Raw genomic sequence first — 13,241 nt, 5'->3', positions numbered from 1 at the left:
TTTACTCATTTTTGTCATCCTGACGAAGGAAGGACCTCTACAGATTCTTCGGCTTCATTACATTTAGCTCAGAATGACACCGGTTACTTACTATAAATTTTGCACGGCTGCCTTAAACTGCTTTCCGCGCTCTTCATAATTTTCAAAAAGATCAAAGCTTGCACATGCCGGAGACAGTAAAACCGTATCTCCTTTTTCAGCAAGACTTTGTGCTATTCTTACCGCCTCAGTCATATTTGTGGTTTCAACCATCACGTCTACCACATTACTAAAGGCGTTCATTATTTTATGATTATCTACACCAAGGCATATAATAGCCTTAACTTTTTCTCTTACAAGCGACATCAACTCATCGTAATCGTTACCTTTATCCACACCGCCTACAATCCATACCGTAGGAGTAGTCATACTATCCAGCGCAAAAAACGTAGCGTTTGTATTAGTTGCCTTAGAGTCGTTTATATACTGAACGTTTTGTATTTTCAATACTTTCTCCAAACGGTGTTCAACCCCCTGAAAATTTGAAAGACTCTCCCTAATGGTGTCTTTCCTTATGCGCATAAGTTGCGCTACTGCCGTTGCTGCCATAGCATTTTTTACGTTGTGCTTTCCTTCTAGTGATAATTCATTAATCGGCATAGTAAATTCTTCTTTATTGATGGTTGAAATAATCGTATTGTCTTTTACATAAATCCCTTCTTTTACTTTTCCCGACAGCGAAAAAGGGATGGTTTTCGCTTTGGTTTTATTCTTTTTGAGCCATTTGTTAATCTCTTCGTCATCGGCATCATAAATCAGGTAATCATCTTTTGTCTGATTCATGGTAATCCTGAACTTCGCTTCTATATACAGCTCATAATTGTATTCGTACCTGTCCAAATGATCCGGACTTAAATTTGTTATCACCGCAATGTTAGGACTGTAAGTCTCTATACCATCCAGTTGGAAACTGCTTAACTCCAGTACATAGCCCTCGTGCTTGTTTTCGGCAACCTGCCAGGCAAAACTTTTACCTATGTTACCTGCAAGCCCCATGTTTAAGCCTCCCTGTTTTATAAGGTAATGCGTTAGCATGGTGGTAGTGGTTTTCCCGTTACTCCCTGTTATGCCTATAGTTTTGTAATCCATAAACTTGTAGGCAAACTCAATTTCAGATATTACAGGAATACCTTTCTTTTTAAGTAGCTTTACAATGGGCGACTTATTGGGGATGCCGGGGCTTTTCATTACTACATCAGCATTAAGAATCAGCTCTTCTGTGTGCTTCTCCTCTTCCCATTCCAGTTTATTAAGTGCAAGAACTTCTTTATAGTTGTTTTTTATTTTCCCGAAATCAGACACAAACACGTCATATCCTTTTTTCTTTCCGAGAATCGCGGTTCCTACCCCGCTTTCTCCGCCGCCTAAAACTACTAACCTCATACTACCTTAGTTTTAATGAAACCAGTGAGAAAATAGCTAACAGTATTCCCACAATCCAGAAACGGGCAACAATCTTACTTTCATGGTATCCCTTTTTCTGGTAATGGTGGTGCAGTGGCGACATCAGGAATATCCGTCGGCCTTCCCCATATTTCTTTTTCGTATACTTAAAGTACCCTACCTGCAGTACTACAGAAAGGTTTTCTGCAAGGAAGATTCCGCATAAAATCGGTATCAGTAATTCTTTTCTAACCGCAATAGCCATAACCGCTATTATACCCCCTATGGTAAGGCTACCCGTATCTCCCATAAATACCGATGCGGGATAAGTATTATACCAAAGGAAACCTATAAGCGACCCCACAAAGGCAGAGATAAACACCGTCATCTCTCCCGAGTTGGGTATATACATTATATTGAGGTAATTTGAGAAAATGATATTACCCGAAACGAATGCAAATATCCCGAGGGTGAGCACCGCTATGGCCGATGTTCCTGCCGCGAGCCCGTCTATACCATCGGTAAGGTTAGCTCCGTTAGATACTGCTGTAACAATAAATATTACCATTGGTATAAATATTAACCATGCATAATTTTTATAGTTATCGCCAGTCCAGGCTAACAGCTCAGCATAATCAAACTCATTATTTTTAAAGAACGGGATAGTAGTTGCTGTAGACTTCTCTTCCTGCGGTTTTACGTTTGACTCTACCTGCTCAGTACTGTAAATATTACCTTTAGAAGTATCTGTTCTTACCGTAACTCCCGGATGGAAATACAGTATGTATCCCACTATAAGACCAAGTCCAACCTGACCTACTACCTTAAATCTACCTTTAAGACCTTCTTTATCTTTTTTGAATATCTTGATATAATCATCAATAAACCCAATGGTTCCCATCCAGAGTGTAGTGACTATAAGCAGCATTACATAAATATTATCCAGCTTTGCCAAAAGGATTACCGGAATAAGGGTTGCCATAATAATTATCAATCCACCCATGGTAGGCGTACCCGCTTTTTGAGCCTGTCCTTCAAGTCCAAGTTCCCTTACGGTTTCACCTATTTGCTGTCTTCTTAAAAAGTTGATAATCTTTTTACCGAAAACAGTTGATATAAGCAATGAAAGGATTACCGCCATACCCGAACGGAAGGTAATGTACTGAAACACCCCTGCCCCCGGAACGTCAAAATGTTTGTCTAAATAATCAAATAAATAATACAGCATAAAGAGCGCTTATTTGTTTAGTTCTTTTAAAATTTCCTTTACTATTTGCATATCATCAAAATCATGGCGAACACCTTTTATCTCCTGATAGGTTTCATGTCCTTTGCCCGCTATGAGTATAATGTCGTTCGGTTTAGCCAGTTGGCATGCTATTTTTATAGCCTGCTTTCTCTCAACCACCGAAAGTGTCTTTTTGTAATTTTGAGGCTCTACGCCTTTTTCCATATCCTCTATAATATCTACAGGATCTTCGCTTCGCGGATTGTCCGATGTGAAAATAGCAACATCACTTTTTGATGAAGCTATATGCGCCATTACCGGACGTTTAGTTTTGTCCCTGTCCCCACCACAACCTACAATAGTTATAAGCTGTTCGTTTCTTGTTCGTATATCCTCTATCGTCTTTAAAACATTGTCAAGCGCATCAGGCGTGTGAGCGTAGTCAACAATTGCCGTGATTTGTGAAGGCCCCGAAACGATAAACTGAAAACGTCCTGAAACGCTTTCTAGCTCACTCATTAGGCGAAGCACCTCCATATCTTCCAGTCCTAAATTGATAGCTGCTGCATATATAGCCAGTAAGTTGTACGCATTAAAAGCTCCTATAAGCTTAACCCAAACTTCCTGATCGTTTATTTTTAATAACAGTCCTGAAAACTGACTTTCCAGTATCTGAGCCCTGTAATCGGCATAGGTTTTTAGTGCATAGGTTAGCTTTTTGGCTACCGTATTCTGCAACATTACCAGTCCGTTCTTATCATCAATATTGGTAAGGGCAAATGCCGATTTTGGCAACTTGTCAAAAAACGATTTTTTCACATCTCTGTACTCACTAAATGACTTGTGGTAATCCAGGTGATCATGACTAAGGTTAGTAAAAATCCCCCCGGCAAAATGCAGTCCCTCAGTCCTTTTTTGGTGAATACCGTGCGAACTCACTTCCATAAAGCAGTACTCCACTCCGTCCTGCTGCATTTCGCTCAGGTAGCGGTTAATAGTCAGCGAATCGGGTGTTGTATGTGTTGCTTTATATTCCTTATCCCCTACCAGTATTTTTACTGTAGAAAGCAATCCTACTTTATAGCCTGCCTTTTTAAACAACTGGTACAGCAATGTTGCTATAGTGGTTTTACCGTTTGTACCGGTTATACCAACCAGTTTAAGATTGTTAGACGGGTTACCATAATAGTTAGCCGCCATAAAAGCCAGTGCCTTATGACTGTTTTTTACCAGTACATAGGTAATATTTTCGCTAAGCTCATCCGGGAATTCCTCACAAACTATAGCTTTTGCACCCAGGCTTATGGCCTTATCTATATAATCATGCCCGTTAGAAACCGTACCGTTTATGGCAACAAAAACATCTCCCTTACCTATTTGGCGGGAGTCAAACTCAACTTTATTCACAGTAATATCGGTTGAACCTTTTACTGCTTCAAGAGAGGCTTTGTATAATATGTCTTTTAATACCTTCACGATGATAATTCTAATGTTATAATTTGATCCCTTTCATAAGGCTGCCCGGCAGCCACCGATTGTTTTTTTACCTTACCCATACCTTTTACCTCTACTTTGAGCCCCATGTTCCCTAAAAGGGCTACAGCATCCATTCCGCTCATACCAACAAGGTTAGGTATAGTATTGTATTTTTTTTGAGCCTTAGTATAGTACGACTCATATTTTTTATCCTGTTGCTCTACTTCCCTGTCAAGGTTATCCACCTGATTAGTAGAAGGCACATCTGTAAATATCTTTTGGGCTATCCTTTTAAATACAGGCCCCGATACATCGGCTCCATAATACCCTTTGTAAATACTAGGCTTGTGAATAACCACTATACAGGAGTACTTAGGATTATCTGCCGGGAAATAACCTGCAAAAGACGACGAGTAATACATACCGTTATCTCTACCTTTTCCGCGACCGTAATTTACCTGAGCCGTTCCTGTTTTACCTGCCATCGAGAAATCTTCTGAATACAGCTTAGATCCCGTACCTTTTTTCACTACGTTTTCCAGTACAGCCTTTACCTTATCAATAGTTTCCTGAGAACATATTTTTGGGTTTAAAACCTCTTTATCAAACTTCTTTATGGTTTTATTCCACTCTTTTATCTCCTGAACAAAAAGCGGCTTAACCATCTCCCCGTCGTTTGCCACAGCATTGTACAACGACAGTGTTTGCAGCGGAGTCATACTCACCCCATAACCAAAAGCCATCCATGGTAATGATATTCCAGACCACGACTTGTCTCCCGGTTGCGGGATTCTTGGCCTTCCTTCCCCTTTTATAGAAACTCCAAGCCTGTTGTTTAACCCGAAAGCATTAATGTGATCTACAAACTGCTTAGGATTATCTTTATAATTATCATATACCGCCTGCACAAGTACTGTATTTGAAGAAAGTTCAAAACCTCTTGCCAGTGATATTTTACCGTAACCTCCCTTACGCGAGTCACGTACTTTTCTTTTATAATAGGTCACTATACCATCATGTGTATCATACACCTCACTGGTATCTACTTTTTTATCTTCAAGCAAAGTAATAAGCGATGCCAACTTAAATGTAGAACCCGGCTCCTGCGACTCCCCTACAGCATAATTAATAGTCTCGTAATACGAGCCATCGTTTGCCCTCCCTAAATTTGAAATAGCCCTTACATAACCGGTTTTGGTTTCCATAACCACCACACAACCATGATCGGCCTCATAATATTCCAACTGCTTTAGTAAAGCATGATGAGCAATATCCTGTATGTACACATCTATAGTCGAAACAATATCACATCCGTCTATAGGCTCTATCTGATTATTATCTCCTATTGGCTTCCATTGGTTTTTGGCAATCTTCTGCATCATCTGCTTTCCGTCCTTACCGTCAAGGTATTCGGCAAAAGCACCTTCAATTCCCACTTCACGCTCGTTACCACTACTGTCAAGCCTGTCGTAACCTATAGTTCTTTTCGCAATTTTACCTATAGGATGCTCCCTAACAGTACGTTGCTCTGTAATCATACCTCCTTTGTATGCCCCAAGGTTAAACAGCGGAAAGCTTTTCACCCTCATGTACTGAGTATAGCTTAATCCCCTGGCAATAAACAGGTACCTGTTATGGTTATTACGCGCCCTTTTAAGCGTATTGTAATAATAGCTGGACGGCTTACCAAACATTACCGAAAGTGAATCCGACAACGGTTTTAAATATTCTTTAAAGTTTTCACTTTTAGAAGCCATTGCATCAAACCTTATATCATAATTAGGTATTGATGTTGCCAGCAAACTCCCGTCAGACGAGTACACATTCCCCCTGTTAGCCGGTATGGTTATTTCCCTAACTGTACGTTTTTGTGCCAGTTCACGGTAATATTCACCTTCAACCCATTGAATATTGGTGAGCTTTACAGCTACAAGAATAGCCATCACAAAAATTGCGAAGGCTACCAGGTATATTCTGTAAGAGATATGTTTATCTTCAGCTCCCATATCTTCAATTTATATTTTAATCTTCCGTTTTATAAACCTTTATCTTCTTTGGCGGAACCGATGCCGGATAAATCCCCTTTGGCTCCATTTTTTTTGATATTGTGGACTCCATTTTGAGCTTCATTAACTGAGACCTCATATCCACAAATTCAGATCGCAGCTTTTTAACCTCATCATTCAGTTCGGTTTTACGATATACCTTTTGCTCATAGTTGTGCGAATTTGCAATAAGCACCATAGCTACTAAAATCAGGAACACAATAAAGCGCCAGTTTTTAACCGACCCCTCATCTACCAAATATTTAGCTTTCAGTAAACCGTAAACACCACCTTTCATGACCTTATAGTTTTTCTGCAATTCTTAACTTGGCACTTCTCGCCCTGTTATTCACCTCTATCTCCTCCTCTGTAGGCACTATCAGTTTTCCAACCGCTTTTAAAGGCACTTCAAAATTCCCAAACATATCACGCTCAGGCTCACCTTCAAACATTCCGTTTCTTATAAAGCGTTTCACCAACCTATCTTCAAGCGAGTGGTATGAAATAACACTCAGTCTTCCGCCCGGCTTCAATACCTCCAGAGTTTGCTCTAAAAACTCTTTAAGCACATCAATCTCCTGGTTCACCTCTATACGAATAGCCTGATAGATTTGCGCCAGTATCTTATTGCTTTTATGAGCCGGTAAAAAACGACTAAGCACCTGCTTAAGCTGCTCAGTACTCTTTATATTATTATCACGCCTTGCATTTACAATTGTATTTGCCAGCGCACCTGCATTTTTAAGCTCGCCATACTCAAAAAACATTTTTTTAAGCTGCTGCTCTTCATACTCATTTACCACATTGTAAGCACTAACAGCACTTTTTTGATTCATACGCATATCCAGCTCAGCATCAAAACGGGTAGAAAAACCACGCTCTGCAACATCAAACTGATGCGAGGAAACCCCAAAGTCTCCAAGCACTCCGTCTACCTCCTTAATACCATAAAACCTCAAGTACCTTTTTAAGAACCTGAAGTTTTCCGGAATCAAAGTAAATCTGTCGTCCTGTATTACGTTTGCCTGCGCATCCTCATCCTGATCAAAAGCAAACAGTTTCCCGTTAGGACCCAGCCTACTCATTATCTCCCTGGAGTGCCCTCCGCCACCAAAGGTGACATCCACATACACCCCGTCCGGTTTTATATCGAGTCCGTCTACGGTTTCTTTCAGCAAAACCGGGTTATGATATTCCATCGTCGTCATCATTTAAATTCCCCATTACTTCTTCTGCAAGATCAGCAAAATCAACAACCGAGTCGTCTATTGATTTTTCATACTTATCTTTGTCCCAAATCTCAACAATGTTAACCGCCGAAGAAAGCACAATCTCTTTATCAATCCCTGCAAAAGCAACAAGATCTTTTGAAATCAACAGCCTTCCGGCAGCATCTATCTCCACGATTTTCACACCAGCAGTAAACCTGCGGATGAAATCGTTATTCTTCTTCACAAAACGATTCAGCTTATTTATTTTCTGCATCATTTTATTCCACTCTGTCATCGGATACAATTCAAGACATGGCTGAAAAACCGAGCGTTTTAAAACGAAACCATCTTCCAGACCGGCATGCAGCTGTTTCTTCAAAGGGGCAGGAATCATCAGCCTTCCCTTCGAATCTACCTTACATTCGTATGTCCCTACAATGGTATTCAAGCAGTTACGTTTTGGGTTGTTTATTAGCAAATATATGGAAATATTTACCACTTATTACCACTTTCTACCACTTTGTTAATAAGTTTTACCCACTCATACCCACATGACAGAATTTTCTGCTACTTATCTCATTACTAACCTTTAAATAAATTTTAGCTTTTAAAAAGATATAATGAGGATTTTTTATTTTTTTAAGACTTATTAACACCTGTACTGAAAAAATTTAATTTTTTGAGAATAGATTATTTTTTTAACATTAAAAATTAAAAATCAGGTATTTACACTCTAAAAAAGGGTTAAGCGATGCTTACTGAATAAATTTCGCATGCATGCATAAAAATAAAGCCCGAATATTATCTATAATATTATATATTTGTGCATATTTGAAATTGTTACAAATTTAACATGCATACCACCAAGAAAGAAGGTAAATACACTTATTATGAAGCCGGTGAAGGCACTCCGATAATCATACTTCATGGTCTTATGGGAGGACTGAGTAACTTTGACGGTGTTGCAAAATACTTCCCGAAAGAAGGTTATAAGGTGGTTATTCCGGAACTGCCTATATACACACAGAGTATTTTAAAGACTAATGTAAAGGCTTTTGCTAAGTGGGTTAAAGACTTTATTACCCATATGGGATATGACAGGGTTATAATGCTGGGCAACTCCCTTGGAGGTCATATTGCATTATACCATACTAAAATGTATCCTGAAAAAATGCTGGGACTTATCATAACAGGTAGCTCAGGATTATATGAAAGCGCAATGGGCGACAGCTACCCAAGACGTGGCGACTACGAATACATTAAACGAAAAGCTGAAGATGTATTTTATGACCCGGCAGTAGCTACAAAAGAAATTGTAGACGAGGTTTTTGAAACAGCAAACGACCGACTTAAGCTTATAAAAACCTTAACGATTGCAAAAAGCGCCATACGCCATAACATGGCTAACGACCTGCCTAAAATGCACATCCCTACCTGTATAATATGGGGACGAAACGATAAGGTCACTCCTCCTGAAGTTGCAGAAGAGTTCCACAGCCTGCTACCAAACTCTGATCTTTACTGGATTGAACAGTGCGGACACGCAGCCATGATGGAGCATCCGGATGAGTTTAACAGGCTAATGCACGAATGGCTTAAAAAGTCAAACATATAAAAACACAGAATCCGGCTACTGCCGGATTTTTAATATAATCCCGACACATAATACCGTTTGTATATTTATACCTAAATTTGCAGGCATACGGCCTGGCCGGGAAACCAAATTTTTAAAAGATGAAGATAGATACCGCCGAATTTATTATCAGTAACTCTGACGTAAGCAAATGCCCTAAGGAACCACTTCCTGAGTATGCCTTTATAGGACGCTCTAACGTTGGGAAGTCATCTCTTATTAATATGCTTACCAATAATAAGAATCTGGCTAAAACTTCATCTAAGCCCGGAAAAACACAGCTTATAAACCATTTTAAGATAAACAGCAACTGGTTTTTGGTCGATTTACCTGGATATGGTTATGCCAAGGTTTCTAAGCACACCAAACAGGTTTTCCAAAAGTTCATTACACAATACTTTGAGAAACGCGAACAACTGGTATGCGCTTTTGTTTTGATTGACATTAGGCATGAAGCTCAAAAAATAGACCTTGAGTTTATTAACTACCTTGGTGAGACACAAGTGCCTTTCTGTATTATTTTTACCAAAGCCGATAAAATAAGTAAAGGAAAAATAGATCAACATATTGCAGCCTACAAAAAACAGCTACTGGCAAATAACTGGGAAGAAATGCCTCCGCATTTTGTAACCTCATCACAAGACGGTACAGGTCGCGATACAGTATTAGAGTATATAGACGAGGTAAACCAATCCATATTCAACAATACCGACTTTGTATAACTACAATAGCTTTTCCATAAAGTAATTAGTTAACACCTGTCCGTTTCGCTCCACCTGCTGTTGTTTCAGCACAGTATAACCGTGCTTTTCAAAAAAGGGTTTTGCCGTGATGGAAGCCGCCACTGTTATCCTGCTAATAGTATTAGCAAGGGCATGTTGCTCTATAGCCTCTTTAATTAAGGTAGCCACACCACACCCCTGATGATTTTTATGCACAAACAGATGATCAAAATATCCTGAGGCATCAATATCACCAAAGCCTGCAATAATACCGTTATGCTGCACCACTACTGTATAGTTTTGAGACAGCATCTTAGCCCAGCGCTCATAATCCAGTTCGGCTGGAGCCCAGGCCTCCAGTTGTGCATCGGTGTAATCTTTTTTATTTACTGAATGTACAGTTTGGTAAAACAGCCTTACCACCTCATTACAGTCTTCCTCTTTATATTGGCGAATAGTATACATATATAAAAACAAAAAGCGGCCGGAGCCGCTTTAATTAATTATCGTCTTTTTTAAGCTCAAGCTTCTCGGCAAAGTAATCACAAAAGTCCCTCATGGTCTCTGCCATTTTAGTTTCGGTAGTAGCACGCTCAAAAGTATGTGACATGGAAACCAACGTTTGGTGGAAAAACACCTTCATTTCATCTACAGGCATATCCTTAGTCCATAAATCAATACGCATGCTTTCCTGGCTTTTAGGATCCCATACCGAAAGCATCATAGCCTTGGTTTCCTGATTCACCACACCACCATCGCGGGCAGTCCAGCTTAGTTTCTCAGGAACCCTGTTCTCATCAAGCTCAACGTTTACTTTTATCTCTGATTTAAGTGTATTCTTAGACATTATTTTTTGGGTTTGTATTTAGAGTTATCAAAAATTGTTTTCGCATCCGTGTTTAAAAGATTCTGCAAAGTTACATCTTTATTGTTTTCCATGTATGCCCTAACAATTTGCCATCCCATCCAAACACCTAGCCTGCCCGGAGATTCGTTATCCAGCTCAAGATAAAACTTAGAGAAAGGCGCCGGATTTACAAAGCGTGCTGCCAGTTTAGCATCGGTATCAAATAAAACTTTGTTCTCTATAAAATAACGCCAAATTTCAGATTCGTTTTCCTCTGCCCAAAGCTCCTGCTCATCGGTATACCCCATTTTTGCAGCATCTGTAGCATTAGGGATAATAACATCTTTCATATACAGCTCCTTACCAAAATATACTATTAGCGCAAGGAACGTTCTGTTTTTAGCAGGAGCAATGTAATCTGTCGCAAAAGATGAAATCACATCGGGCACTATCTGGTTTGGCTCAAAAGTCTGCACCTGATAACTCGGCAAACCGTCATACAGTTTATTATCCTTACCTAAGTACAGGTTAATAGGTATAGCCACCACCTCTGGCGAGTATACTGCTCTTTGGCTTTCATTATCAGATATAATAGTAAACACCTCGGGCGTACTGAAATCATTAAAATAATATTTCATATGTTTGAATGCCGACTCTAAATCTGCCTCAAGGGTATTGAATTTAGTGAATTCCTTATCGGTTTCCTCTTTTAGCTGACGCATAAAAGGATCGTTCATATTATTTACCCAAACCGAGTCGGGGAAGTTTTGAGGGAAAAAGTACGGATAAGCCTCTTTCAGTTTAGGCAAATCTTCGGGCTTACTGTTGTAAAACACATCGTCAAACCTTACAATTTTCACCTCACCTACCTCTATTTTTTCAATTTCTTTTTCAATTTCGCTTTTGCCGTTACACGATATTAATACTAACGGAAAGATTAAAAGCAGAAAATATTTCTTCATAATTTGTGTTATCATTTAAAGTTTTCCTGTTTGGAATTATTTACTTTTACAGAGTATTTTTGTGCAAATATACATTACTAAACCTAATACCAAATATAATGGCTGCATCCCGAAAATTTAAAACCGAAACTGCAAACGAATATATAGTAAACTGGCTGCGTGATTATGCAACTAACGCAAAAGTAAAAGGTTTTGTTGTAGGGATATCGGGCGGAATTGATTCGGCAGTAACATCCAGCCTTTGTGCTCAAACCGGTTTACCTACATTATGTGTTGAAATGCCTATACACCAGGCAGAAAATCAGGTTAGCCGCGGCAGGGAACACATAAAGCAGCTTATGGAAAGGTTTGATAACGTATCTACAGTAGAAGCTGATCTTACTCCTGTTTTTGAAACTTTTAGAAAACAGGTTCCCGAAACCGAAAACCAATACCTGCAGGACTTAACCCTTGCTAACACAAGAGCACGACTACGAATGACCACCCTGTACTACTTTGCAGGTATAAACAGCGCCCTTGTAGCAGGAACAGGTAATAAGGTGGAAGATTTTGGGGTTGGTTTCTTTACCAAATATGGTGATGGCGGTGTAGACCTTAGCCCTATTGCCGATTTAATGAAATCGGAAGTACGTGAGCTTGCTAAATTCCTTAAAGTTCCGGAGAGTATTATTGCCGCAAAACCTACCGACGGATTGTTTGGCGATGATCGTAGTGATGAGGACCAATTAGGAGCAAGTTATGACGAATTGGAATGGGCAATGCTCGAAGCTGAAAAAGGGAAAAAGCACGACGACTTTACCGGCAGGCAAAAAGAGGTTTTTAACATTTATTTAAGACTAAACGCTATTAACCAGCACAAAATGAACCCAATACCAGTGTGTGAGATACCATTAAATTTGAAATAAAATTCTTTCATTCACAATACTTTAAGATTTTAATAAGATTTTAATTGCTAACTTTACTGTAAGTTTTAACTCAAAAAATAGCAATTATGATCAAACTATGCTTAGCGGATAATCATCCTGTAGTACACTACGGAATGAAGGCCTATTTTAGCGAAAATCCGGAAATCAGCTTTGCAGGGGTGGTAAACAATCTGGAAGGACTTATGGACGTGCTGAAAAAGAAGACTGTTGATGCCGCCATTATTGACCTGGAGTTAGACGGCTTAACGAGTATAAGCTCTGTTAAATCTCTTGTTAAGGACTATCCCGACACCAAGATTGTGATTTTTACCAATCTTGCCGAACAGATATATGCCCCAAATGCCTTAAAGGCCGGAGTATCGGCTTATGTGCATAAAAATGCAAAAATGGAAGACCTTGAAAACGCCATTAAAAAAGTAATGCAGGGCGAAGTAGTGTTTAGCGATCTTGTTAAAAAGAACCTTGCACTGCTGAATAAGGGTAAAAAATCTGAAAGGCTGTACAGGAAACTTTCTTCACGAGAAATTGAAGTATTACGCTACTTAAGCGAGGGTAAAAAGAATAAGGAAATTGCAAAACTGCTTGACCTTAACGAGAAAACTATAAGTACCTATAAATTAAGGTTACTTACCAAACTGCATGTTACTAACCTAGTAGACTTAGTTAACAAAGCTAAAACGCTGGAAATAGTTTAACCCTAACATTCATTCCGGGAACACAACTCTACCAAACCAATCACCTTTTATATTATCGGATTTTTTTGAGATGC

The 13,241-nt window shown here is 39.3% G+C and carries 14 protein-coding genes; 4 read left to right on the top strand and 10 right to left on the bottom strand.

Features of this window, described 5'->3' with window-relative positions; all coding sequences use genetic code 11:
• Positions 1 to 90 precede the first annotated feature (90 nt).
• The 7 genes from murD to mraZ are packed head-to-tail and all read right to left on the bottom strand — an operon-like array spanning position 91 to position 7,830.
• Positions 91 to 1,422, bottom strand: a complete 1,332-nt coding sequence (gene murD / locus GN157_RS15740) for a UDP-N-acetylmuramoyl-L-alanine--D-glutamate ligase (protein ID WP_157484450.1) — start codon at positions 1,420 to 1,422, stop codon at positions 91 to 93.
• 1 nt (position 1,423) lies between these two features.
• Positions 1,424 to 2,650 (bottom strand): phospho-N-acetylmuramoyl-pentapeptide-transferase, encoded by a 1,227-nt coding sequence (gene mraY / locus GN157_RS15735; RefSeq protein ID WP_035134954.1) that lies wholly within the window; start codon positions 2,648 to 2,650, stop codon positions 1,424 to 1,426.
• A gap of 9 nt (positions 2,651 to 2,659) precedes the next feature.
• Complete coding sequence (locus tag GN157_RS15730) at positions 2,660 to 4,126, bottom strand: UDP-N-acetylmuramoyl-L-alanyl-D-glutamate--2,6-diaminopimelate ligase (protein ID WP_317163549.1); 1,467 nt, start codon at positions 4,124 to 4,126, stop codon at positions 2,660 to 2,662.
• The gene (locus GN157_RS15725) at positions 4,123 to 6,132 is read right to left on the bottom strand and encodes a penicillin-binding protein (protein WP_157484449.1); all 2,010 of its coding nucleotides are present in this window, start codon (positions 6,130 to 6,132) and stop codon (positions 4,123 to 4,125) included. The genes GN157_RS15730 and GN157_RS15725 overlap by 4 nt, the downstream gene beginning before the upstream one ends.
• Before the next feature lie 16 nt (positions 6,133 to 6,148).
• On the bottom strand, positions 6,149 to 6,469 hold the full coding sequence (locus GN157_RS15720) for an FtsL-like putative cell division protein (protein ID WP_157484448.1): 321 nt from the start codon (positions 6,467 to 6,469) through the stop codon (positions 6,149 to 6,151).
• Positions 6,470 to 6,473: 4 nt separating this feature from the next.
• Complete coding sequence (rsmH, locus tag GN157_RS15715; RefSeq protein ID WP_197429477.1) at positions 6,474 to 7,382, bottom strand: 16S rRNA (cytosine(1402)-N(4))-methyltransferase RsmH; 909 nt, start codon at positions 7,380 to 7,382, stop codon at positions 6,474 to 6,476.
• Positions 7,357 to 7,830 carry a division/cell wall cluster transcriptional repressor MraZ gene (gene mraZ, locus GN157_RS15710; RefSeq protein WP_035134965.1) on the bottom strand — a complete coding sequence of 158 codons (474 nt, stop codon included), beginning with the start codon at positions 7,828 to 7,830 and terminating at the stop codon, positions 7,357 to 7,359. The genes rsmH and mraZ overlap by 26 nt, the downstream gene beginning before the upstream one ends.
• 405 nt (positions 7,831 to 8,235) lie before the next feature.
• Between mraZ and GN157_RS15705 the strand changes: the two genes are divergently transcribed.
• Together GN157_RS15705 and yihA are read left to right on the top strand one after the other, a co-directional pair.
• Entirely contained in the window at positions 8,236 to 8,997 is a 762-nt protein-coding gene (locus GN157_RS15705) for an alpha/beta fold hydrolase (protein WP_157484447.1), read from the top strand.
• Positions 8,998 to 9,116: 119 nt separating this feature from the next.
• Positions 9,117 to 9,737 carry a ribosome biogenesis GTP-binding protein YihA/YsxC gene (gene yihA, locus GN157_RS15700; protein WP_157484446.1) on the top strand — a complete coding sequence of 207 codons (621 nt, stop codon included), beginning with the start codon at positions 9,117 to 9,119 and terminating at the stop codon, positions 9,735 to 9,737.
• Here yihA and GN157_RS15695 read toward each other — a convergent pair whose 3' ends face one another.
• From GN157_RS15695 to gldB, 3 genes are read right to left on the bottom strand one after another with little or no spacing between them, the layout of a single operon-like run.
• Entirely contained in the window at positions 9,738 to 10,202 is a 465-nt protein-coding gene (locus tag GN157_RS15695; RefSeq protein WP_157484445.1) for a GNAT family N-acetyltransferase, read from the bottom strand.
• A gap of 34 nt (positions 10,203 to 10,236) precedes the next feature.
• The gene (gene gldC / locus GN157_RS15690) at positions 10,237 to 10,584 is read right to left on the bottom strand and encodes a gliding motility protein GldC (RefSeq protein WP_035134973.1); all 348 of its coding nucleotides are present in this window, start codon (positions 10,582 to 10,584) and stop codon (positions 10,237 to 10,239) included.
• The gene (gene gldB / locus GN157_RS15685) at positions 10,584 to 11,546 is read right to left on the bottom strand and encodes a gliding motility lipoprotein GldB (protein ID WP_157484444.1); all 963 of its coding nucleotides are present in this window, start codon (positions 11,544 to 11,546) and stop codon (positions 10,584 to 10,586) included. Before gldB ends, gldC begins: the two co-directional genes overlap by 1 nt.
• Before the next feature lie 98 nt (positions 11,547 to 11,644).
• On the opposite strand from gldB, the gene nadE reads away from it, so the two are divergent.
• Entirely contained in the window at positions 11,645 to 12,451 is an 807-nt protein-coding gene (nadE, locus tag GN157_RS15680; protein WP_157484443.1) for an NAD(+) synthase, read from the top strand.
• A gap of 86 nt (positions 12,452 to 12,537) precedes the next feature.
• Positions 12,538 to 13,167 carry a response regulator transcription factor gene (locus GN157_RS15675; protein ID WP_157484442.1) on the top strand — a complete coding sequence of 210 codons (630 nt, stop codon included), beginning with the start codon at positions 12,538 to 12,540 and terminating at the stop codon, positions 13,165 to 13,167.
• The last annotated feature ends 74 nt before the right edge of the window (positions 13,168 to 13,241 follow it).

It is taken from the genome of Flavobacterium rakeshii, from assembly GCF_009741375.1.
In the GTDB taxonomy this organism is placed as follows: Bacteria; Bacteroidota; Bacteroidia; order Flavobacteriales; family Flavobacteriaceae; genus Flavobacterium; species Flavobacterium rakeshii.
Note: the sequence above shows the minus strand (reverse complement) of the source record. Positions and strands in the feature narration are given on the sequence as shown.